The organism is Rhizobium bangladeshense, from assembly GCF_017357245.1.
Classification (GTDB): Bacteria; Pseudomonadota; Alphaproteobacteria; order Rhizobiales; family Rhizobiaceae; genus Rhizobium; species Rhizobium bangladeshense.
On the sequence record NZ_CP071613.1, the window covers coordinates 554,078 to 577,515 of the forward strand.

The 23,438-nt window shown below is 62.0% G+C and carries 13 protein-coding genes; 5 read left to right on the forward strand and 8 right to left on the reverse strand.

Annotated elements, in window-relative coordinates; all coding sequences use genetic code 11:
* Positions 1 to 159 precede the first annotated feature (159 nt).
* Genes J2J98_RS23520 through glgB form a run of 3 tightly spaced genes read left to right on the forward strand, consistent with a single transcriptional unit; the run spans position 160 to position 8,870 of the window.
* On the forward strand, positions 160 to 3,387 hold the full coding sequence (locus J2J98_RS23520; protein ID WP_207603297.1) for an alpha-1,4-glucan--maltose-1-phosphate maltosyltransferase: 3,228 nt from the start codon (positions 160 to 162) through the stop codon (positions 3,385 to 3,387).
* Positions 3,388 to 6,669 (forward strand): maltose alpha-D-glucosyltransferase, encoded by a 3,282-nt coding sequence (gene treS, locus J2J98_RS23525; protein ID WP_207603298.1) that lies wholly within the window; start codon positions 3,388 to 3,390, stop codon positions 6,667 to 6,669.
* Positions 6,666 to 8,870 (forward strand): 1,4-alpha-glucan branching protein GlgB, encoded by a 2,205-nt coding sequence (gene glgB / locus J2J98_RS23530; RefSeq protein ID WP_207603299.1) that lies wholly within the window; start codon positions 6,666 to 6,668, stop codon positions 8,868 to 8,870. Before treS ends, glgB begins: the two co-directional genes overlap by 4 nt.
* 21 nt (positions 8,871 to 8,891) lie before the next feature.
* Here the strand turns inward: glgB and J2J98_RS23535 are convergent, their stop codons facing one another.
* Both J2J98_RS23535 and J2J98_RS23540 read right to left on the reverse strand, forming a co-directional pair.
* Complete coding sequence (locus J2J98_RS23535) at positions 8,892 to 10,520, reverse strand: thiamine pyrophosphate-dependent enzyme (protein WP_207603300.1); 1,629 nt, start codon at positions 10,518 to 10,520, stop codon at positions 8,892 to 8,894.
* Positions 10,521 to 11,723: an amino acid aminotransferase gene (locus J2J98_RS23540; RefSeq protein ID WP_207603301.1), complete on the reverse strand. Its 1,203-nt coding sequence runs from the start codon at positions 11,721 to 11,723 to the stop codon at positions 10,521 to 10,523.
* A gap of 151 nt (positions 11,724 to 11,874) precedes the next feature.
* Here J2J98_RS23540 and J2J98_RS23545 point away from each other — a divergent pair, with 151 nt between their 5' ends.
* Positions 11,875 to 12,342 carry an Lrp/AsnC family transcriptional regulator gene (locus tag J2J98_RS23545; protein WP_064709729.1) on the forward strand — a complete coding sequence of 156 codons (468 nt, stop codon included), beginning with the start codon at positions 11,875 to 11,877 and terminating at the stop codon, positions 12,340 to 12,342.
* An 18-nt stretch (positions 12,343 to 12,360) separates the two neighbouring features.
* Here J2J98_RS23545 and J2J98_RS23550 read toward each other — a convergent pair whose 3' ends face one another.
* From J2J98_RS23550 to J2J98_RS23575, 6 genes are all read right to left on the reverse strand, one after another.
* Positions 12,361 to 13,122 carry an ABC transporter ATP-binding protein gene (locus tag J2J98_RS23550; protein ID WP_207603302.1) on the reverse strand — a complete coding sequence of 254 codons (762 nt, stop codon included), beginning with the start codon at positions 13,120 to 13,122 and terminating at the stop codon, positions 12,361 to 12,363.
* Positions 13,119 to 14,159 (reverse strand): FecCD family ABC transporter permease, encoded by a 1,041-nt coding sequence (locus J2J98_RS23555; RefSeq protein WP_207603303.1) that lies wholly within the window; start codon positions 14,157 to 14,159, stop codon positions 13,119 to 13,121. Before J2J98_RS23555 ends, J2J98_RS23550 begins: the two co-directional genes overlap by 4 nt.
* Positions 14,156 to 15,181, reverse strand: coding sequence for an ABC transporter substrate-binding protein (locus J2J98_RS23560; protein ID WP_207603304.1), 1,026 nt, complete (start codon positions 15,179 to 15,181; stop codon positions 14,156 to 14,158). The genes J2J98_RS23555 and J2J98_RS23560 overlap by 4 nt, the downstream gene beginning before the upstream one ends.
* Positions 15,182 to 15,335: 154 nt before the next feature.
* Positions 15,336 to 16,199, reverse strand: a complete 864-nt coding sequence (locus tag J2J98_RS23565) for an alpha/beta fold hydrolase (protein ID WP_207603305.1) — start codon at positions 16,197 to 16,199, stop codon at positions 15,336 to 15,338.
* Between the two features lie 3 nt (positions 16,200 to 16,202).
* Positions 16,203 to 16,484 carry a hypothetical protein gene (locus tag J2J98_RS23570; RefSeq protein WP_064709600.1) on the reverse strand — a complete coding sequence of 94 codons (282 nt, stop codon included), beginning with the start codon at positions 16,482 to 16,484 and terminating at the stop codon, positions 16,203 to 16,205.
* A 27-nt stretch (positions 16,485 to 16,511) separates the two neighbouring features.
* On the reverse strand, positions 16,512 to 16,964 hold the full coding sequence (locus J2J98_RS23575) for a hypothetical protein (RefSeq protein ID WP_207603306.1): 453 nt from the start codon (positions 16,962 to 16,964) through the stop codon (positions 16,512 to 16,514).
* Positions 16,965 to 17,207: 243 nt separating this feature from the next.
* Between J2J98_RS23575 and J2J98_RS23580 the strand changes: the two genes are divergently transcribed.
* A complete protein-coding gene (locus J2J98_RS23580; RefSeq protein ID WP_425505000.1) occupies positions 17,208 to 23,432 on the forward strand; it encodes a HAMP domain-containing protein in 6,225 nt (2,074 codons plus the stop codon).
* Positions 23,433 to 23,438 lie beyond the last annotated feature (6 nt).

The window sequence follows — 23,438 nt, forward strand, 5'->3', positions numbered from 1 at the left end:
CATTCCGGTATTGGGAACGGCGGCCGCGCAAATCAGCGGTCGATCCCGCCTCCTACCTGATCGGCATGCCTTACCCCATACAGCCGTGAATTGATCGCTTGAGTGGAACAACCTCCGTCAAAGGAAGTTTGCCTGAAAAGCAACGCGAGGCGGCGGCCGATGTTACTCTCTGCGAAGCAGGGTGCGCTCAGCACCCCACCCCGGATCTATTATGTCAACCCGCTACTTCTCCAAGGCATCGATGCATGGCGCGAGGTTTTCGACCACGCGGCCGATACCGGTTTCGGCCATGTTCTGACGGCGCCGCTCTTCGACCGGGGCGGAGAACGGAGCGTTTTTACCTTCCAGGACTTCGATCGTCTCGATCCTGCATTGCAGATCGGAAGCGCGGTCGACGATGGGATATCGCGTCTGGCCGAGGCCGCTGAGAAGAGCCGCGTCGGCCTGATGATGGACCTGATGCTCGACGGGAGAGTCGGCGACGCGCAAGCGGGCTCTCGTCCGGTCGATCCTCGGCGCTCGCCGCTCGATCCGGCGGAGCCGATGAACACGATCGGCTCCGAGCGGCAATCGCAATTGCTTGGGGAGTGGACCGAACGGCTTTGGCGGCTGTCCGAGCTCGGCCTCTCCGGCTATCGGGTGCTCGGAATCGATCGAGTCGCCGCTGAGCTTTTGAAATCGCTGATTGCGGCGGTGCGCGAGAAGGCGGAAGCCCAATTCCTCGCCTGGACGCCCGGCACCGATTTTGCTGTGAGGACAGCGATCGCGGATGCAGGTTTCGATGGATGTTTTTCATCGATGGCCTGGTGGGATCTCGACGAGAGATGGTTCGTCGAGGAGCATCGCGTCCAACAGCCGCTCGGCTGGCAGGTCGCCTTTCCCGAGCCGCCATTCGCAAAGCGGATCGCGCACGGGACCGAGAGCCGCGAAATTCTCGAGCGGCGCGCCGTCAGAGCGCTGCGCCTCGCCGCTTCGCTCGGCGGGGGCCTCATGGTTCCCATGGGTTTCGAATATGGTGCGGCTACACCGCTCGATCCGACCCACGGCGATGGCTCGGGCTTGCGGAGGCTGCGCCATGATCTCGCCTTCGACATCTCTTCCGAAATACGCGTCGCCAATGCAGAGATCGGCAAAGCCGGCCACGCGCGCGCCCCATCGCTTCGCCTGATCCGCAACGCCAATGGGCCGGTTTCGGCGCTCGTGCAATCCGAGGAGCAGGACCTTCGCAACGCATCGAATGTGCGGTTTGTCCTGATTAACAGGGATCTCAGGAGAAGCGCATCCGCGCCGATGACGGCACTTCGCGAGGCTGCCTCCGGTTATCTTCCCGCCGCCGCCGATGGCGCGGTCCTGCGCCTGCGGGCAGGGGAGACGCGGATCATCGAGGCCAAAGCGCCCGCGCCAATCGAATCCCGGCCCGCCTTCGACGTTGAGCAGGCGATCACCTCGCCGCGGCTTGCCATTGAAAACATCATGCCGCGGGTCGATGACGGACGCTTCCCCGTCAAGCGCGTGGTCGGCGAGACCGTCACCGTCGAGGCCGACATATTCGCAGACGGCCACGACCCGATCGCGGCCGTGCTGCTGTGGCGGCCGCACGATGCCATGGCCGAGTGGAGCGAGGCCGAGATGCAGCTGGTCGAGAACGACCGCTGGCGCGCCGAGTTCCTGCTGGAGCGCATCGGCCGCTACGAATTCGCGGTTGAAGCGTGGAAGAATCCGTTCGCGATCTTCCGCTACGAGCTGACCAAGAAGAACGATGCCAGGCTGGATCTGAAGCTGGAGCTTCAGGAGGGATTGACTCTCGTCCGCGCCGCGAAGGCCGAGGCGCCGGCGGCACTCGGCGCCGACTTGCAGGCGGTCATCGACAGTCTTGAAAATGCGTCGGATGCCGAGCGCACAGCAATCCTGCTCGATCCAGAAACCTCAGAGCTGATGAACAAGGCTGACAGGCGGCCTTTCCGGCTACGCTCAACGACAAGCGCCGTCGATGCCGAACGCAAGTCGGCTGCCTTCGCGAGCTGGTACCAGATTTTCCCGCGCTCGCAGAGCGGTGATCCGAACCGACATGGCACATTTGACGACGTCATCCCAAGGCTGCCGGATATCCGGGACATGGGCTTCGACGTGCTGTACTTCCCGCCGATCCATCCGATCGGGATGACCAACCGAAAGGGGCGCAACAACAGCCTGAAGGCAGCACCGGGCGATCCCGGAAGCCCCTATGCCATTGGCTCCGAGCACGGCGGCCATGACGCTATCCATCCGGAACTCGGCGATTTTGAGGATTTCGGCCGGCTGGTCGAGGAGGCGGGCCGGCATGGGCTGGAAATCGCACTCGACCTTGCGATCCAGGCCTCCCCGGATCATCCCTGGCTGACGGAACATCCCGGTTGGTTCGACTGGCGGCCCGACGGTACGATCAAATACGCCGAGAACCCGCCGAAAAAATACGAGGACATCGTCAATGTTGACTTCTATACGAAAGACGCGCTGCCCTCTCTATGGGTGGAGCTCAGGGATATCGTCCAGCTTTGGGTCGATCAGGGCGTCAAGCTGTTTCGCGTCGACAATCCGCACACCAAGCCTTTTCCGTTCTGGGAATGGCTGATCGGCGACATCAGGGCGCGCCACCCCGAGGTCGTTTTCCTATCGGAAGCCTTCACCAAACCAAAGGTCATGTACCGATTGGCGAAGATCGGCTTCTCCCAGTCCTATACGTACTTCACCTGGCGCAATACGAAGTGGGAGCTCGAGCAATATATGCGGGAGCTGACCGAGACGGCGCCGAAGGAATTCTTCCGCCCGCATTTCTTCGTCAACACGCATGACATCAATCCGGATTTCCTTCAGAACGCACCGCGCCCGGCCTTTCTGATCCGCGCTGCACTCGCCGCGACGCTTTCCGGGCTGTGGGGCGTTTATAACGGTTTCGAACTTTGCGAGGGGCGTCCCGATGCCAAGCGCAAGGAATATGCCGACAGCGAGAAATATGAGATCCGCGCCTGGGATTACGACCGGCCTGGCAACATCATTGCCGAAATCCGAATGCTGAACCGTATCCGGAACGAAAACACCGCGCTGCATTCGCATCTCGGGCTAACGCTGCTGAACGCCTGGAACGAAAACATTCTGTTCTTCGAGAAGGCGAGCCGCGCCCGCGACAATGTCCTGCTGATCGCGATCAGCCTCGATCCGCATCATTTTCAGGAAAGCAATGTCGAGCTGCCGCTGTGGAAATGGGGGCTTGGAGACGGCGGCGCGCTCGACGCCGAGGATTTGGTCACGGGGCACCGGTTCAGGTGGAACGGCAAATGGCAGAGAGTGAGTTTCAATCCTCAGATCCTGCCCTTTGCGATCTGGCGCGTTCGCGCAGCGGAGGCATGAATGGACACGATGAATCCCGATAGCGTTGATCCGCTGCTCTGGTACAAAGACGCGATCATCTACCAGCTGCACATCAAGTCGTTCTACGACGCCAATGGCGATGGTGTCGGCGATTTTGCGGGCCTGCACCAGAAGCTGGATCACGTCGCAGCGCTCGGCGTCAACGCCATCTGGCTTTTGCCTTTCTTTCCCTCGCCGCGCCGCGACGACGGTTACGACATCGCCGATTACGGCAATGTCAGCCCGGACTACGGGACCATGGAGGATTTCCGCGCCTTCGTCGAAGCCGCCCATCGACGCAATATCCGCGTCATCATCGAGCTCGTCATCAACCACACCTCCGACCAGCATCCCTGGTTCCAGCGCGCGCGCCATGCACCTGCAGGATCGCCGGAGCGGGATTTCTATGTCTGGTCGGACAGCGATCAGAAATTCCCGGAAACACGCATCATCTTCCTCGATACGGAAAAGTCGAACTGGACATGGGATGCGGTCGCCGGCGCCTATTACTGGCACCGCTTCTATTCCCACCAGCCGGATCTCAATTTCGACAGCCCACTCGTCATGGAAGAGCTGCTGAAGGTGATGCGCTTCTGGCTGGAAACCGGTATTGACGGTTTCCGCCTCGATGCGATCCCCTACCTCGTCGAACGCGAGGGAACGATCAACGAAAACCTTCCCGAGACCCATGCGATCCTCAAGCGCATCCGCGCCGCCCTCGACGCCACTCATCCTGGAGTGATGCTGCTTGCAGAGGCCAATCAATGGCCGGAGGATACGCGCGAATATTTCGGCGAAGGCGACGAATGCCACATGGCGTTCCACTTCCCGCTGATGCCGCGAATGTACATGGCGATCGCGAAGGAGGACCGCTTCCCGATCACCGACATCCTGCGCCAGACGCCTGAGATTCCCGAGAATTGCCAATGGGCGATCTTCCTGCGCAATCACGATGAGCTGACGCTTGAGATGGTGACCGACGCCGAGCGAGACTATCTCTGGGAGACCTATGCTTCCGACAAGCGCGCCCGCATCAATCTCGGCATCAGGCGGCGCCTGGCGCCGCTGATGGAGCGCGACCGCCGGCGCATCGAGCTGATGAACGCGCTTCTGCTGTCGATGCCGGGGACGCCTGTGATCTATTACGGCGACGAGATCGGCATGGGCGACAACATCTATCTCGGCGACCGGGACGGGGTGCGGACGCCGATGCAATGGTCACCCGACCGCAATGGCGGCTTTTCCCGGACGGACCCGGCGCGCCTCGTTCTGCCGCTTATCGCCGATCCGCTCTACGGTTTCGAGGCCGTCAATGTAGAAGCCCAGAGCACCGATGCTCATTCACTGCTCAACTGGACTCGAAAGATGCTGGCGCTGCGCGGCAAACATCCGGCCTTCGGGCGCGGCTCGTTGCGTTTCCTCTCGCCTGAGAACCGCAAGATCCTGGCTTATCTCAGGGAATATGACGGCGAGACGCTGATGTGCGTCGCAAACCTCTCACGACTGCCCCAGGCGGTCGAACTCGACCTCTCAGCCTTCGAGGGGCGCGTGCCGATTGAATTGACGGGCATGTCGCCCTTTCCGCCGATCGGACAATTGACGTATCTCCTGACGTTGCCGCCTTATGGCTTCTTCTGGTTTCAGCTGGAGGCGGATGCCGATCCGCCGGCATGGCGCACCGCGCCGCCGGAACAGCTTCCGGATCTCGTAACGATGGTTCTCCGCCGCGGCCTGCTCGATCTCGTCGATGAGCCGCGGCTGGGACATGCCCTCAGCAACGACATTTTGCCTGCCTATCTCGCCAGGCGGCGCTGGTTCGGAGCGAAGGATCAGCCGCTTCAGACGGCGCGGCTCGTCTCCGCCACCCCGATCCCCTATGCCGATGGCGTCGTTCTTGGCGAATTGGAAGTAGTGCTGCCCGATCACAGCGAATCCTACCAGTTGCCGTTGACGGTCGCCTGGGACGATGCACATCCCTCGGCGCTGACCCAACAGCTTGCCCTTGGGCGGGTTCGCCAGGGAAGGCGCGTCGGCTTCCTGACGGACGGGTTTGCCCTCGAGCCGATGGCCCGTGGCATCCTACGCGGGCTTGCCGACCGCTCGCGCATTACCGGGCGTACAGGTACTCTCGAATTTCTCGGCACGGAGCGGCTCGATCGTCTCCAGGTCACCGACGATATGCCGGTCCATTGGCTCTCCGCCGAACAATCCAACAGCTCGCTGATCGTCGGCGACGTCGCGATGATCAAGTTGATCAGGCATATTTTCCCGGGCGTTCATCCGGAGGTCGAGATGACGCGGTTTCTCACCCGCGCCGGCTACGACCACACCGCGCCGCTGCTCGGGGAAGTTGCGCACACCGATTCCAGCGGGCGCCGCTCGACCTTGATCATCGTCCAGGGTGCGATCCGCAATCAAGGCGACGCCTGGAACTGGATGCTGAACAATCTGCGCCGCGCCGCCGACGAACTTGTACTGAACGACCCGGCGGTCGAACCTGGCGACGACGTCTTCCAGTCGCTGATCAGCTTCGTTGCAATGGTCGGCCTCAGGCTCGGCGAATTGCATGTCGTTCTCTCGGGGGAGAATGCGGACGAGTCTTTCAGCCCGCTCGTCGCCGGAGACGGCGAGGTCGAGGCGATCAAGAAGGCGGTGGCGGGCGAAGTAGCCTATGCCATGTCGAAGCTTGCAGAACGCGAGGAAAATGCCGATCCCGCGGTCGATCTGCTTGCTGTTCCTCTTCTCGAACGCCGCTCGGAACTCGTCGAACTCGCCGCGAACCTGGCGGAGAGCGCCCGCGGCGCGCTGATGACCCGCACGCATGGCGACTTCCATCTCGGCCAGATCCTGGTCAGCGAGGGTGATGCCGTCATCATCGATTTCGAGGGTGAGCCTGCGAAGAATCTTGCCGAGCGCCGCGCAAAGACGGTTCCGCTCCGCGACGTCGCCGGGCTTCTGAGGTCGCTGAGCTATCTCGTCGCCACCGCGCAGCTCGACAATGACGCCGTTACCGAACACGAGAACGAAGTGCGTCGCGACGCCATCGCGCGTTTTGGTCGCAATGCCGAGCGGGCCTTTCTCGATGCTTACTGGCAGGCGGTCTCCGCATCGAAGGCACTCGCTATGCGGCCCGATCAACGACGGAGGCTTCTTGATGCGTTTCTTCTCGAAAAGGCGGCCTACGAGATCGCCTATGAAGCTCGCAACAGGCCGAAGTGGTTGCCGATCCCCCTCGCCGGTCTCACCGAAATCGTATCGCGCCTGGCGGGAGTGAACGCATGAATGTTGAGCGCTCGGAACTTCTCTCAGGCATCGGACAGGATGCGCTCTGGGCTCTGATCGAGGGCCGACATAGCGATCCCTTCTCGATTCTCGGCCCGCACGAAAGCGGCGGCATGACGATCGTGCGCGCCTATCTTCCGGGTGCGGAAGGGGTCGATCTCATCGAAGCGGCGAGCGGCAGGGTGGTGACGCCTTTCAGCATCGCGCACCCCTCCGGCTTGTTTGCGGCGGCCACGGGTTCGAGAACACCCTACCGCCTAAGGATCAAATGGCCTGATGGCGAGCAGATTACCGAGGATCCCTACAGCTTCGGCCTTCTGCTCGGAGAGCTCGATCTTCACCTGATATCCGAGGGTACCCACTACAGCCTGAGCCGGACGCTCGGCGCGGTGGAGATGTCGGTCGACGGAGCCGCGGGCGTCCGCTTCGCCGTTTGGGCGCCGAATGCGCGCCGCGTCTCGGTCGTGGGCGACTTCAACGCCTGGGATGGGCGACGAAACCCGATGCGGCTGAGGCAGTCGGCCGGCGTCTGGGAGCTGTTCGTTCCCCGGCTGGCGGCCGGCGAGAGATATAAGTTCGAGATTATCGATGCGCATGGGAACTGCCTGCCGCAGAAGGCCGATCCGGTGGCGAGAGCCAGCGAAGCCGCGCCATCTACTGCGTCGATCGTCGCATCTTCGACGCGCTTTCGATGGACGGATGACGATTGGATGAAGGGCCGGTCCCGACAGGAGAGACTGGAAGGGCCGATCTCCGTCTATGAGGTGCATGCCGGTTCCTGGCTGCGGGAAAATGGCGGGCGATCGCTCGACTGGGTCGAGCTCAGCCAACGGCTCGTTCCCTATGCCCGTGAGATGGGATTTACCCACATCGAACTGCTTCCTATCATGGAGCATCCCTTCGGCGGTTCCTGGGGCTATCAGCCGCTCGGCCTCTTCGCCCCGACCGGGCGCTATGGAACGCCCGAGGATTTCGCCTATTTCATCGACCGCTGCCATGGCGCCGGCATCGGCGTCATCCTCGACTGGGTGCCGGCCCATTTTCCCACAGACGTCTGGGGTCTTGCCCGCTTCGACGGCACCGCCCTCTACGAACACGAGGACCCGCGCGAAGGCTTTCACCGCGATTGGAATACGCTGATCTACAATCTCGGCCGGCGCGAGGTGAAAGGTTTCCTGATTGCCAGCGCGCTCGAATGGCTCGAACGCTATCATGTGGACGGCCTGCGCGTGGACGCTGTCGCCTCGATGCTCTACCGCGACTACAGCCGCAATGAAGGGGAATGGATCCCGAACCAATATGGGGGGCGCGAGAACCTGGAAGCGGTGGAATTCTTCAAGCACCTGAACAGCATCGTTCACGAGCGCTGCCCGCATGCGATAACGATCGCCGAGGAATCGACGGCCTGGCCCGGCGTCACCAAGCCGCCGGAAGAGGGTGGGCTTGGCTTCGACATGAAATGGAACATGGGCTGGATGCACGACAGCCTGAGCTATATCGAAAAGGATCCCGTCTACCGCAGCTATCATCACGGCACGATGACGTTCGGGATGATCTATGCCTATTCCGAACGTTTCATCCTGCCGATTTCGCACGACGAGGTGGTTTACGGAAAGGGCTCGCTACTCGGCAAGATGCCGGGCGATGAATGGCAGAAATTCGCCAATCTTCGCAGCTATCTCGCCTTCATGTGGGGCCATCCCGGCAAGAAGCTGATGTTCATGGGAGGCGAGATCGCTCAGCCCGGCGAATGGAACCATGACGCTTCGGTCAGCTGGGATGTGCTGGATCGGCCAGCGCATGCGGGAATCCAGCGGCTGGTCAAGGATCTAAACGGCTTTTACAAAAAGGAGCCGGCATTGCAGTTTGGCGATTTCCATTCCGATGGCTTCGAATGGGCGGCGGCTGACGACGCCGTCAATTCCGTTCTCGGCATGCTGCGTTATGCCCCCGATCGCTCGTCCTCGGTCCTCATGGTTTCCAATTTCACGCCGGTGCCGCGTTACGGTTACCGGATCGGCGTACCGCAAGACGGCGTCTGGATCGAGCGGATAACGACGGATGCGAGCGAATATGGTGGCTCAGGTCTCGTCAATGGTGCGGTGTCGAGCGAACCCGTACCCGCGCACGGCAGGCCGCATTCCCTCACGCTGACGTTGCCGCCGCTGGCGACGATCTTGCTCAAAGGGCCGTCGCCGTGAAAAGGTCTCGGCCCCTTGCGGTCATTCGGCGTGCGGCGCCGGATGGATGAAGGGCCACGGGCTCGCCTCCGATCCCTTTTCGACGGGAACTTCGATGAGAACGGGCTCATCGAGTGAGAGTGCTTTCTTCACTATGTCTCTCAACTCGCCAGGGCTCGTCGCCTTGAAGGATCGAATGCCGAAGCTCTCGCCAAGGGCGACGAAATCGGGATTGGTCAGATCCGAGCCGAGAGTCCGGCCCTTGTAGGTCTGCTTCTGGTCGCGCAGCACGTTGCCATAGGCTGAATTGTTGAAGACGATGGCGACGACGGCGATCCTGTGCTGGACGGCGGTGGCAAGTTCCTGGACGCCGAACATGAAGCCGCCATCACCTGAAACGGAGATCACGGCTTTATCGGGATGGGCAACTTTCACGCCCAAGGCGGTGTTGAAGCCGAAACCGAGATTGTCCTGATAACCGCATGTCACATATCGGCGAGGACCGTAGACCGGGAATGCAAAGCGGGCGGTAAAGCCCATCTGGCTGACTTCCTCGACGAAGAAGCCATCTCTCGGCAGAGCTTCGCGAATGGCATCGAGATAGGCAAGCTGCGGCTGCACCGCCGAGAAGCGAGACCGGGCCTCTTCATTGAACTCCGCAAACTCGCGCGTGCGGTCCTCGCGACTGAAGCCGGCCAGCGCATCGGCCAGAGCCTGCGTTCCATCCCTCGCGTCCGAGACAATACCGACATCCGGTTTGAGGCGGACCATCTCGGTCGGATCGATATCGATGCGGATGAACTTCAGCGCTTTGGGCAGCCACTTCCAGCGCATGAACTGCAGTTCATGCCGGCTGCCGATCCCGATCAGCACGTCGACCTTCTTCCAATATTCATAGGCGGCGACGAAGTTCAGATAGTTCGGATGGTCGTCGGCGACGATGCCCTTGCCGGAGCGATGCGATGTGACCGGCGCCTGCAGCAGTTCCGCCAGCTCGGTGATCTCGGAGCCGGCATCCGCCGCGCCACCGCCGACCATGATCATCGGATTGCTGGCGCCTGATATTAGCGCCGCCGCGGCAGCGATCTGATCGGGATTGACGGTCGGGTGAGGCGCTCGCGTTGCGCCGGGAATGTCGGTTTCCGGGCCGGATTGCCCAAACACGTCCCAAGGGGCTTCGATCGCACCCGGGCCTTGGCGGCCGGAAAGCATCTTGCCGATGACTCCCGCCATGACGGGACCGGCCTCGGACTGATGGTTTATGCGCTCCGCCGTCTTGGTGATCCCGCGCAACGTCGCAAGCTGATCCGGCAGCTCGTGCAGCTGTCCTCTGCCGCGGCCGATGAGATGCGATATGATGTTGCCTGTGATGCAGAGAACCGGCGCGTTGGCGCCGTAAGCCGTGCAGAGAGCAGCACCCGAATTGAGAACGCCCGGGCCGGGCACGACGGTAAAGGCGCCGATCCGGCCAGTGGATTTCGCATAGCCGTAGGCCATGTAGGCCGCGCCCTGTTCATGCCTGGTGTGGATGAACCGGATCTTGTCGCCGGCGTCATAAAGCGCATCGTTGAAATCATACATGTGGGCGCCGGGGATGCCGAATACCGTGTCGATCCCATGGGCAACAAGAGAACGGGTGATCGCCTGGCCGGTCGTTTCTTTCGTGCTCATTCAGGCTCCAACGGTATGTTCGATTACGACCCCCAGGCAGCCTTCTGCCCTAAGCGCTGCGACGATGGCGTCGGCGTCGGCCGGCTGCATGCCGGCTAGATTCATGCGCCCGGAATCCGCCATGTAAATGCCGTGCCTGGCTCTCAGCACGACCGCCATTTCTTTTGCCATGGAGAGGTTGGAAAACAGGCCGCGTTGCCGGCCGATGAAGGCAAGGTCGGGTGAAGCGGCGGCAAGTGCTGAACGATTGCCGTTGACGCGCTCGCACATCTCGTCGAGTTCAACGCGCCACATCGCCGTCATTTCCGGGCTTTCAAGAATACACCTGACGATGGCGGCCCCATGGTCCGGCGGCATGGACCAGTTGACGCGGGCAAGTGCCGCCACGTTGCTTTCAGCCTTTCTGACGTCATCGGCATTGCGGGCCACGACATAGAGCGCGCCGACGCGTTCGCGATAAAGACCGAAGTTCTTGTCACAGGAATAGGCGATGAGCGCCTCGTCGACGGCATTGAGGATCATTCGTGTCGGCGCGGCATCCTGTTCGAGACCGTCGCCGAGCCCCTGATAGGCAAGGTCGATGAAGGGCACCAGCCTGTGCGTAAGGAGGAGATCGGTAATTTCTCGCCACTGCTCCATGGTGAAATCGATGCCGGTCGGGTTATGGCAGCAACCGTGAAGCAGCACGACGTCGCCTTCCCCGGCGGAAGACAAGGCGGAGACGACGCTTTCGAATGTCACCTGCTGTAACGTCAGGTCAATGAATTCATATTCCTTTACGTCCAAGCGTGCCGAAGCGAAGATCGGCGCATGATTGGGCCAACTCGGAGTTCCGAGCAGAACCTTCGCCGATGGATTTGCCGCCTTAATGAGTTCCGCGCCGAGACGAAGCGCGCCGCTGCCGCCCGGCGTCTGAATGCCGGCGAGGCGTTGGGCAAATTTCGGCGATTTGCCGAAGATGATCGGCTCCAGCAGGCGCACGAACTGCAAATCGCCCTCCGGGCCGAGATATTTCTTGCTGTCCTGGGTCTCCAGGAGAAACTGCTCCGCCGCCTTGACGGCGTGCATGACGGGCGTGTGTCCCATCGCGTCTCGATAAACGCCGACGCCGAGGTCGATCTTCCCGGGACGATCGTCGGCCTGGAAGGCCTTGATGAGTGCGAGCAGGCTATCGGCCGGCCGGCTGTTCAGTTGGTCAAACACTGTCCACCTCCACTTGCATGTCTTTGACCGAGATTAACGGAACCATCGTGAGGAATTTCTGCGATGATCATCCTGTTTGTTGAGAATTGTGCAGATAATCCGCGCCTTATCGCTATAATGCGCAGAAATTCACCTTCCTGGGGCAATGATCATGCTTGACCCATTCGATATCAAATTGCTCGCCGCTCTCCAGCAAAACAGCGAGCTGACGCAAAGTGAACTCTCTCAGAAGGTCAATCTCTCGGCCACTCAATGCGCCCGCCGTTTGGAAAGGCTGCGCAATGAGAAATATATCCAGAGCGTCGTCGCCATCCTCAACCCGGTGAAACTGGGATTCACCGTCGTCGCCCATACGCTTGTCAGCCTTCGAGCGCATACAGAGGTTGGAAACGAGCGGCTCCATCGTTTCATCGAGACTGCGCCGGAGATCCTGGAATGTTACTCGCAGACGGGCGACGCCGATTTTCTGATGAAGGTCATGACGCGCGACCTCGAACATCTCAGCCAGTTTCTGGAAAGAATGATCCGTGTCACCGACAATCTCGCGTCGGTAAAGTCGAGCATCGTTCTCAGGACGATCAAAAAGACGACCGCTTTGCCGCTGCAGATTGTGACGTGAGGGCAGCTCCGGCCGCTCTCACCTGATATAGTGGATATGCGGGCGCGAATGATAGGGCGAGGCTTCGATGCGGGCCTCGACCGAAAAGACCTCGCGCAGGAGCTTCTCGCTCAGCACATCCTCAGGTGCGCCTGAGGCGACGATCCTGCCCTGCTGCATGATGATTAGCTCATCGCAAAACATGGCGGCATGGTTGAGATCGTGCAGGGCGATGATGCTGGTGATCGGCAGGCCGGAGACGAGCCGCATGAGGCCGATCTGGTGCTGGATGTCTAGATGGTTTGTGGGCTCGTCGAGGATCAGTTCCTGCGGCGACTGGGCAAGCGCCCTTGCAATATGGGTCCGCTGCTTTTCGCCGCCGGACAGGTTCTGCCAGCGCTCGTCGCGCTTTTCCACCATGCCGGCGCGCGCGAGCGCTGCTTCAACGGCTTCTTCATCAGCCGCTGTCCAGCCTGAAAACATCGAACGGTGCGGAAACCGGCCAAGCTTGACGACGTCGACAACCGTCAGATTGGCATTCGTCGTGGCGTGCTGCTCGACGAAGGCGATGCGCCGGGCGATCGAGCGACGGCCGATCTTTCCGATGTCGTTCCGATCGAGCGTGACGCGGCCGGAATGCGGCCGCCGCAATCCGGCCAGAAGGCGCAGAAGAGAGGTCTTGCCGGAGCCGTTCGGTCCGAGCAGGCCAAGCATCCTGCCCGGCTGCGCCTCCAGCGAGACGTCGTCGACAATGGTCTTCCTTCCAATTTTCCAGGTGAGATTGTCAGCCTTGATGCTCATGATGCCCGCTGGAACCGGTAGAGTATGATCGAGAAGAACGGAACGCCGACCAGCGCCGTGACAACGCCGATCGGCAGGACCTGGTTGGGGATGAGCGCGCGCGCGGCGATGTCGGCGAGCATCATGAAGATTGCCCCGGCGATTGCGCAGGCCGGCAGGAGGCGGATATGGAGGGGGCCGACGACAAAGCGGGCGACATGCGGCACGACCAGGCCGACAAAGCCGATCGACCCGACCATGCTGACGATCGTGGCCGTCATCATCGCCGTCAGCGCAAAGAGCGCCATGCGCGCGCGGGCGACATTGACGCCGAGTGAAGACGCCGCCTCGTCGCCGAACGCGAAAGCGTCGAGCACACGGGCGTAGAACAGGCAGGCAACCAGGCCGAGGCCGACGACGATGGAGACCAGCGCAAATTCTGGCCAACGCACGCCGCTGAAGCTGCCGAGCAGCCAGAACATCACGTCGCGGGCCTGCTGCGCATTGGCCGAGGTTGTGACGATGTAGGAGGTCGAGGCGTTGAAGAGCTGCGATGCGGCGACACCGGCGAGGATGGTGCGGTCCGCCCCGCCGCGCGTTCCGTTCGAGAGCAGCGCCACGAAGAAGAAGGCCGCGAAGGCGCCGGCAAAGGCGCCCGCTGAGAGCGAAACAGCGCCGGCGCCAACCCCGAGGATGACGATTGCGACGGCGCCGGTGGAGGCGCCAGCGGAAATGCCGAGCACATAGGGTTCGGCAAGTGGGTTGCGCAGCAGCGACTGCATGATGGCGCCCGATAGCGCCAGCCCCGCGCCGCAGAAGGCGGCGACGAGCGCGCGGCTCAGACGATAATCCCAGATCACCGTCTCATGGATGCGGTTCAGCTCGATCGCAGTCCAGCCTAGCCGGTTGGTGACCGCCGAAAAGGTGGTCGTGAGCGGGATCGGCAGGTCGCCGATCCCGACGCTGACGCCGACGGCGACAGTGATGAGACAGAGAGAGGCCAGGAGCAGTGTCGTGACTGCTCCGAGCTGCCTGAAGAAACTACCCGCTTCCGTCACTTCAGGAGACCGAGAGCCTTCAGCTGCTCAGCCACCTGCTCGGCGCCATAGATCGTGCGGATGGTCGGGTTCATCGCCTGACCGTCCATGACGACGAGAGCCTTGTTCTTGACGGCAGGGATCTGGCTGACGGCCGGATCGGTGTTCAGGAACTTGATCTTTGCTTCGGGCTTGTCGAGTTCCCAGCGGTTGCGGTCGAGGCTTGCGACAACGATGACATCGGGATTGGCGCCGATGATGCCCTCCCAGCCTACGGTCGGCCATTCCGCGTCCGCAGTGATGGCATTATGTCCGCCGAGCAGATCGGCTATGAAGCCGGAGGCGCTGTTCTTGCCGCCGACATAGGCATCGGCCGACGGACTGGGGCTCGAAAACCAGAAGACGTAGGACAGGTTCTGACCGTCCTTGGCAACGCTCCCGCGGAGCTTGGCTTCACGCGCCTTGAAATCGGCGATCAGCGCCTGGCCGCGATCCGCGACGTTGAAAATCTGCGAGAGTTCGTCGATCTCCTTGTAGAGAAGGTCCATGTTCCAGAGTTCGCCGCGGCTGCCATACTGGTCCTTGGCGTCCTTGGTGCTGAGGCAGGTGCTGGGCGAGAGGTAGGTGGCGACGCCGACCTTGTCGAAATCCTCGCGTTTGGCGATCTTGCTGTTCGGCCCGACCAAGCTCGGCAAGGCCGCGGCGACAAAATCGGGATTTTCGGCGAGCATCGATTCGAAGGTCGGCATCTCGACGGTGAGAAGCTTGACCTTGGCATTGGCCTCAGCGAGCTGCGGCAGGACCTTGCTCGGCCAGAAGGCGGTGCCGACCATCTTGTCCTGAAGGCCGAGCAGCAGCAGAACTTCGGCGCTGTTCTGGCCAAGCCCGATCGCCCGTTCCGGCGCCGTCTTGAACGTCACCTGAGCGCCGCAATTTTCAAGGGTCAGCGGGTAGGTGGTCGAACCGGCCAATGACGGCGTTGCCACAAGGCCGATCAGGGCGGAGAGGCCGCAGGCGGCCAGAAGCGATTTAAGGTTGGTCACGAAAGAAATCCCGGTGCGTGAATATATGCGGCCGGGGTATAGCCACAGGGACTGACTGGAAACAAGACCAAACGGATCAACTTATTGCAAAATCGGAAACGGCGGACATTGTTGGAGAGATAAATGCCACCAAAGCGCGTCTCAGGTTGAGTTGCTATCCATTTTCGAGAAAATTCGCGATCGCCTGTGCAAGCGCCTCAGGATTTTCCTCGGCCACGTGATGGCCGCTGTCAATGCCGAAGCCGCGCACGTCCATCGCCCAGTTCCGCCAGATGGCGACGGGATCACCATAGATTTGCTCCATATCGTCGCTGAGCGACCAGAGGCAGAGCATAGGGCAGGTCACTTTCCGGCCGGCTTCGCGGTCCTCGCGGTCGTGAAGGTGATCGATTCTGAGACCGGCGCGGTAATCCTCGATCATCCCGTGGATCACGGCTGGATCGTGGATGACGTCGATGAGGTCGTCATAGGCTTGCCTTCCCATCAGGTCAGGCGAGAGTTTGTCGTACCACGCCAGAGGATCGGCCGAGATCGCCCGTTCCGGCTTTTCCGGCTGAGCAAAGAAGAACCAGTGATACCAATCCCTGGCGAATTTCCAGTCGGCGCGTTCGAGATGCTCGATGACGGGAATGCCATCGGCGATGGCGAGTTTCTGCACGCGATGGGGATGGTCCATCGCCATGCGGAAGGCGGTCAGGCTTCCGCGGTCGTGGCCGACCACCGCGAAGTTCTCGTGGCCCAGTCGCCGCATCAGCGCGACTAGAGCTTCAGCCTTAGCGCGCTTCGAAGAGTTGCTGCTGTCTGGAGCATCGGCCGGCTGATAGGAGCGACCGAAACCGGGCAGGTCGGGACAGACGATCGTGTAATCGGGAGAAAGCTGATCGGCCACCTTGCCCCAGGTCATATGTGTCCTGGGATGGCCGTGGAGCAGAAGAACGGCGGGCCCCGATCCGCCGTGGCGGACACGAAGCGAACCCGTGCCGACGTCCACGGTATCAAGAGAAAAACTCTCGAACATGGGTCAGCTCATCTTCCCCACGAGCTTGGCGTAGTCCGAGAACGTCGCCCCTTCGCCTTTGCGGCCGGCGTCACCAGCAAACTGCAGCACACGGATTGGAAACAGGATCGCCGCCCGGTTGGAGCCGGACAGCTCATGGTCATCGTCGTCCTCGATTGCCTTTTGAGCCTTCGAGAGTGCGGCATCGATTTCCTCGCGGGTGAGCAGTTCCTTCTCGACGATCGCGTCGCATATCGAGGCCATCGCCATGATCAGGCCTTTGAGCTGCAGATTGGCGGTATTCATGAGAGCTCCCAGGTGAAGAAAGGATTTCTAGTCCTGCTCGACCGGCCGGATCGTATCGACCGAGACCGTGCCGTCGAGGATGCCGCGCTTTATATCATGTCTGTTCCGATCGATCTCTATCACGGTGTAGAGTTTGTCGTCGCGAAAGGCGCTGGCATTGGCCGTTGTGACATCCTCGGCGGGCGCCGCATCGACTTCCATGAAATCAAGTTCGCGCGCGGCTGCGACGATCCTCGCATCGCCCGGCGTCCGGGCAGCCACCACGATGGTGCCGTGATTGGGGGCATTGCCCCATCTGGGATCGTCGGGTTTGGCGATCGGTTCCAGCCGGTAGACGTTGAGCACCTCGCCGCCTGTTTCGGGCGACGCTTCCGCCGCGGCATCCTGCATCTGCGCCTGGCTTTCGACCGATCTTCCGAAGGTGGTCGGGCTGGTCGCGGTGTTTATCTCTTCCCTGCCTGTCCTCGAGACGTTCGACATGTCGCTCTCCTTGTCAGGACGGAAACGACGGCGGGCCGTAAACTGTTCCCACACAAGCTGAGTTTGGCCGTTGACTTTGGGTTAGGGCTGTCAATGCAACCCTGCGGCACACCCATACCCTTTTTCCAGTCGAGCACTAATTACCTTCTGTCGAAGAAGGGGGATTCCGTGAGCAAGCAGCACAGTGATTATTTGGCCGATGGTATTTCGCCCGACAGCCTCAACGGACGTGACCATAAGAGCATGGCGGTCGAAGACGCCAGCGCGCTGCTCGAGGTCCTGGTTGCGGTGAGGCGCGGCGATTTTTCCGTGCGGATGCGCTCCGACTTGACCGGCGTTGCCGGCAAGGTCGCCGATGCTCTTAACGATATCATCGCGGCCAACCAGCGCATGGCCCAGCAGCTCGAGCATGTCGGCCAAGTCGTCGGCCGGGACGGGCGGACGAGCACCAGGGTGCGCTTCGGCCTGTCGGATGGATCCTGGTCGGAAATGGAAGGATCGATCAACGGTCTGATCGACGATCTGCTGTGGCCGACGACGGCGGTTACCCGCACGATCACCGCGGTCGCCAAGGGTGATCTGTTGCAGACCGTGCCGCTCGATGTCGACGGGCGGGCCCTGAAAGGCGAGTTCCTGCGCTCCGCCGATATCGTCAACACGATGATCAAGCAACTGAGCGTCTTCACCTCCGAAGTGACGCGTGTCGCCCGTGAAGTCGGCACCGACGGGAAGCTCGGCGGACAGGCGCAGGTGCCTGAGGTCACCGGCGTCTGGAAGGATCTGACCGAGAGCGTGAACTCGATGGCGTCGAACCTGACGGCGCAGGTGCGCAATATTGCGGAAGTGACGATCGCCGTTGCGAATGGCGACCTTTCCAAGAAGATCACGGTCGACGTGCGCGGCGAAATCCTGCAGCTGAAGGAAGCCATCAACACCATGGTTGATCAGTTGCGCTCCTTCGCCTCGGAGGTGACGCGCGTTGCCCGCGAGGTCGGCACCGAGGGCAAGCTGGGCGGTCAGGCGCTGGTGCCTGGTGTCGCCGGCACCTGGAAGGACCTGACCGACAGCGTCAACGCCATGTGCGGCAACTTGACGGCACAGGTGCGCAACATCGCCCAGGTGACGACGGCGGTGGCGCGCGGCGACCTGTCACGCAAGATCACTGTCGACGTCTCAGGCGAAATCCTGGAACTCAAGGAAACCATCAACACGATGGTCGATCAGTTGAACGGCTTTGCCGGCGAGGTGACGCGCGTGGCCCGCGAAGTCGGCACCGAAGGCCGGCTCGGCGGCCAGGCGCAGGTCCCGGGCGTTGCCGGCACCTGGAAGGACCTGACCGACAACGTCAATTCCATGGCGTCGAACCTGACGGCGCAGGTGCGCAACATCGCCGAGGTCTCGACCGCGATTGCCAATGGCGACCTGTCGAAGAAGATCACCGTGACGGTGTCGGGCGAAATCCTCGAGCTCAAGGAAACCATCAACACGATGGTCGACCAGCTGAACGCCTTCGCGTCCGAAGTGACGCGTGTGGCCCGCGAAGTGGGTACTGAAGGGCGGCTCGGCGGCCAGGCCAATGTTCGCGGTGTCGCCGGCACCTGGAAGGACCTTACCGAAAACGTCAACTCGATGGCGGGTAACCTGACGGCGCAGGTGCGCAATATCGCCGAGGTCTCGACCGCGATCGCTAACGGCGATCTGTCGAAAAAGATTACCGTCGACGTGAAAGGCGAAATTCTCGAACTCAAGGAAACCATCAATACGATGGTGGACCAGCTGAACGCTTTCGCCTCGGAAGTGACGCGTGTGGCCCGCGAAGTGGGCACGGAAGGCCGCCTCGGCGGCCAAGCCAATGTGCGCGGCGTTGCCGGCACATGGAAGGACCTGACCGACAGCGTCAACTCCATGGCCTCGAACCTGACCGGCCAGGTGCGTAACATCGCCGAAGTCGCGACGGCGGTTGCCCAGGGCGACCTTTCCAAGAAGATCACCGTTCCCGTGTCGGGGGAAATTCTGGAACTCAAGGAAACCATCAACACGATGGTCGATCAGCTGAACGGCTTTGCCGGCGAAGTCACCCGCGTGGCGCGCGAGGTCGGCACGGAGGGGCGCCTCGGCGGCCAGGCGAACGTGCTCGGCGTAGCCGGCACCTGGAAGGACTTGACCGACAGCGTCAACTCTATGGCCGGTAACCTGACGGCGCAGGTGCGCAATATCGCCGAGGTCTCGACCGCGATTGCCAATGGTGATCTGTCGAAGAAAATCACGGTGTCGGTTTCGGGTGAAATCCTTGAGCTCAAGGAAACGCTGAACACGATGGTGGACCAGCTGAACCGCTTCGCCTCGGAAGTCACACGCGTGGCGCGCGAAGTCGGCACCGAAGGCAAGCTCGGCGGCCAGGCGCAGGTGCCGGGGGTCGCGGGCACCTGGAAGGATCTCACCGAAAACGTCAACTCCATGGCCTCGAACCTCACCGGACAGGTGAGAAACATTGCCGAAGTCACAACCGCGGTTGCGCGCGGCGACCTGTCGCGCAAGATTACCGTCGACGTGAAGGGGGAAATCCTCGAACTGAAAAACACCATCAACACCATGGTGGACCAGCTCAATGCCTTTGCCGGCGAGGTCACGCGCGTCGCCCGCGAGGTCGGCACCGAAGGCAAGCTCGGCGGCCAGGCGCAGGTTTCGGGCGTCGCCGGCACCTGGAAGGATCTCACCGACAGCGTCAACTCGATGGCCGGCAATCTGACGGCGCAGGTGCGCAATATCGCCGAGGTGGCGACCGCGATCGCCAATGGCGACCTGTCGCGCAAGATTACCGTCGACGTGCGCGGCGAAATCCTGCTGCTGAAGGACACTTTGAACACCATGGTCGATCAGCTTCGCTCCTTTGCCGGCGAAGTGACGCGTGTTGCCCGCGAAGTGGGCACCGATGGCCGGCTCGGCGGTCAGGCCGTCGTTCCCGGTGTCGCCGGCACCTGGAAGGATCTGACCGACAACGTCAATCTGCTCGCCGCCAATCTTACGACCCAGGTACGCAACATCGCCGAAGTCACGACGGCCGTGGCGCGCGGGGACCTCTCGCGCAAGATCACCGTCGATGTGAAGGGAGAAATTCTCGAACTCAAGAACACCATCAACACGATGGTGGATCAGCTCAATGCCTTCGCCGGTGAAGTGACCCGCGTGGCCCGCGAAGTCGGCACTGAAGGCAAGCTTGGCGGCCAGGCGCAGGTGCCCGGCGTCGCCGGCACCTGGAAGGATCTGACCGACACCGTCAACGTCATGGCCGCCAACCTGACCGAACAGGTGCGCGGCATCGTCAAGGTGGTGACGGCGGTCGCGAACGGCGACCTCAAGCAGAACCTCACCGTTGCCTCCAAGGGCGAGGTGGCAGCACTTGCCGAAACCATCAACAACATGACCAACACCCTTGCGACCTTTGCCGATCAGGTGACCACGGTGGCGCGTGAGGTCGGCGTCGAAGGCCGTCTCGGCGGCCAGGCGAACGTTCCCGGCACGGCCGGCACCTGGAAGGACCTGACCGGCAACGTCAATCTGCTTGCCGCCAACCTGACGACGCAGGTGCGCGCCATCGCCGAGGTCGCCACCGCCGTCACCAAGGGCGACCTGACGCGCTCGATCAAGGTCGATGCGCGCGGCGAAGTGGCCGAGCTCAAGGACAACATCAACACGATGATCGACAACCTGCGCCTGACGACGGAGCGCAACACCGAGCAGGACTGGCTGAAGACCAACCTGGCGCGCTTCACTAACATGCTGCAGGGCCAGCGCGACCTGACGCTGGTCGGCAAGATGCTGCTGTCGGAGCTGGCACCGCTGGTCGGCGCGCATCAGGGCGTCATCTACCAGGTGGATGCAGATGAGGAGCAGCCGTTCCTGTCGCTGCTGTCGGTCTATGCGCAGGGCGTCGAGGCGGCGCATCCGCTGCGGCTCGATTTCGGCCAGGGCCTCGTCGGCCAATGTGCCAGCGATGCCCGCCGCATCCTCGTCACCGATCTTCCCGACAATGTCGTTCCGATCAGCTCCGGCGTGTTCACGACGCTGCCGCGAAGCGCGATCGTCCTGCCTGTTCATTTCGAGGGGCAGGTGAAGGCGGTGATCGAGCTTGCCTCCGCCGGCGAATTTACCGAGCTGCAGCTTTCCTTCCTCGATCAGCTGACGACGTCAATCGGCATCGTGCTCAATTCGATCGAAGCGACGATGCAGACCGAAGGCCTGCTCAAACAGTCCCAGCAGCTCGCCGCCGAGCTGCAGACGCAGCAGCGCGAGCTGCAGCAGACCAACGAACAGCTCGGCCAGAAGGCGCAGCAGCTCGAGGAACGCAACGTCGAAGTGGAGGCGAAGAACCAGGAGATCGAGCAGGCGCGGCGCGCGCTGGAGGAAAAGGCGACTGAACTGGCGCTGACTTCGAAATACAAGTCCGAATTCCTCGCCAACATGTCGCACGAGTTGCGCACGCCGCTGAATTCGATCCTGATCCTCGGCCAGCAGCTCGGCGAAAACCCTGACGGCAACCTGTCGGCCAAGCAGGTCGAGTTCGCAAAGACGATCCATGGGGCCGGCACCGATCTGCTCAACCTCATCAGCGATATTCTCGATCTGTCGAAGATCGAGTCCGGCACGGTCTCGGTCGATGCCGAGGAGATCTTCGTCAGCAACCTCCTCGAAGTGACGGCGCGGCCGTTCCGGCACGAGGCAGAAAACCGCAACCTGTCCTTCGCGGTCGAGATCGGCGCCGAGGTGACGAAGAGCATCATCACGGACTCGAAGCGTCTGCAGCAGATCCTCAAGAACCTGCTCTCGAACGCGTTCAAGTTCACGGCGCAGGGCGGCGTCACGCTGCGCGTCACGTCGGTGAGGAGCGGTTGGTCGCCGGATCATCCCTCGCTTCGGCACGCGCCTTCCGTCATGGCCTTCGAAGTGGTCGATACCGGCATCGGCATACCGCCTGAGAAGCAGCGCATCATCTTCGAGGCGTTCCAACAGGCGGATGCCTCGACCAGCCGCAAGTATGGCGGCACCGGCCTGGGGCTGGCGATCAGCCGCGAACTGGCGAACCTGCTGGGCGGCGAGATCCAGCTGCGCAGCACGCCCGGCGTCGGCAGCACCTTCGTGCTCTACTTGCCACTCACCTATGTCGGCGCCGGCGCGGTGGCGCCGAAGCCAGCTCCGGCAGCGGCGAACGTCGTGGAATTTGCCGAGGCGGCTGCCCGCCGGGCTGAGAAACCGGTCGAACACGTCGCGGACGACCGTCACCGGATCGAGGCCGGCGACTCCGTGCTGCTCATCGTCGAAGACGATGCGCATTACGCCCGAGTCCTCGTGGATCTCGCCCGCGACAACGGCTTCAAGGTGCTGGTCGCCATGCGTGGCGGCGATGCGCTCGCGCTTGCGCAGGAATACAAGCCTTCAGCGATCTCGCTCGATATCTTCCTGCCCGACATGCTCGGCTGGACGGTGCTGAGCCAGCTCAAGCAGAATCCAGAGACGCGGCATATTCCGGTGCAGATCATCAGTCTCGACGAGGACCGCCAGCATGGGCTGACCCGCGGCGCCTTTGCCTTCATGAGCAAGCCGACGACGCCGGAAGGCCTCGGCAAGGCGCTGTCGCGGCTCAAGGCCTATGCCGAGCCGCGCCGTAAACAGCTTCTGCTCGTGGAGGATAACGAGGCCGAACGCCTGAGCGTCACCGCCCTTCTCGGGCACGACGACATCGACATAACGAGCGTCGGCTCCGGGTCGGAGGCGCTCGCCGTTCTCCGGCAAGGCGCCGCCGACTGTGTCGTGCTCGACCTCACGCTCCCCGATATGTCGGGCTTCGAAGTGCTGGAGCAAATACGCGACGACGATGGGATCGCCGAGGTTCCGGTGGTCGTGTTCACCGGGCGGGAGCTTTCGCCCGAAGAGGATGCGACGCTGCACAGCATGGCCCGCAGCGTCGTGGTGAAGGGTGTGGAGTCGCCCGAGCGGCTGCTCGACGAGACGGCGCTGTTCCTGCACCGGGTCGTTGCCGACCTGCCGGCTGCAAAGCAGGCGACGCTGCAGGAGCTGCACAGCTCGGACGAGGATCTCGTCGGCGAGACCGTGCTGCTCGTCGATGACGATGCCCGCAACATCTTCGCGCTGAGCAGCGTGCTCGAACGTCGCGGCATGAAGGTGCTGACCGCGACGACGGGTACAGAGGCGATCGACGTCATCAACAACGAGCCCTCCGTCGCCATCGTGCTGATGGATATCATGATGCCCGGAATGGACGGCTATGAGACGATGCAGGTGATCCGATCGGAGCCCCGATTCCGGCGGCTGCCGATCCTGGCGCTGACGGCCAAGGCGATGAAGGGAGACCGGGAGAAATGCCTGGAAGCCGGCGCGTCGGATTATCTGGCAAAGCCCGTCAACACCGAGCAGCTCCTGTCGGCTCTGCGCATGTGGCTGCACCGCTGAGGAAAC

Excerpts from the sequence above, each read along its gene's own strand:
- J2J98_RS23565 (WP_207603305.1), bottom strand. The coding sequence starts at position 16,199 with ATGTTCGAGAGTTTTTCTCTTGATACCGTGGACGTCGGCACGGGTTCG.
- J2J98_RS23545 (WP_064709729.1), top strand. The coding sequence starts at position 11,875 with ATGCTTGACCCATTCGATATCAAATTGCTCGCCGCTCTCCAGCAAAAC.
- J2J98_RS23570 (WP_064709600.1), bottom strand. The coding sequence starts at position 16,484 with ATGAATACCGCCAATCTGCAGCTCAAAGGCCTGATCATGGCGATGGCC.
- J2J98_RS23575 (WP_207603306.1), bottom strand. The coding sequence starts at position 16,964 with ATGTCGAACGTCTCGAGGACAGGCAGGGAAGAGATAAACACCGCGACC.
- treS (WP_207603298.1), top strand. The coding sequence starts at position 3,388 with ATGGACACGATGAATCCCGATAGCGTTGATCCGCTGCTCTGGTACAAA.
- J2J98_RS23520 (WP_207603297.1), top strand. The coding sequence starts at position 160 with ATGTTACTCTCTGCGAAGCAGGGTGCGCTCAGCACCCCACCCCGGATC.
- J2J98_RS23535 (WP_207603300.1), bottom strand. The coding sequence starts at position 10,520 with ATGAGCACGAAAGAAACGACCGGCCAGGCGATCACCCGTTCTCTTGTT.
- glgB (WP_207603299.1), top strand. The coding sequence starts at position 6,666 with ATGAATGTTGAGCGCTCGGAACTTCTCTCAGGCATCGGACAGGATGCG.
- J2J98_RS23580 (WP_425505000.1), top strand. The coding sequence starts at position 17,208 with ATGGCGGTCGAAGACGCCAGCGCGCTGCTCGAGGTCCTGGTTGCGGTG.
- J2J98_RS23550 (WP_207603302.1), bottom strand. The coding sequence starts at position 13,122 with ATGAGCATCAAGGCTGACAATCTCACCTGGAAAATTGGAAGGAAGACC.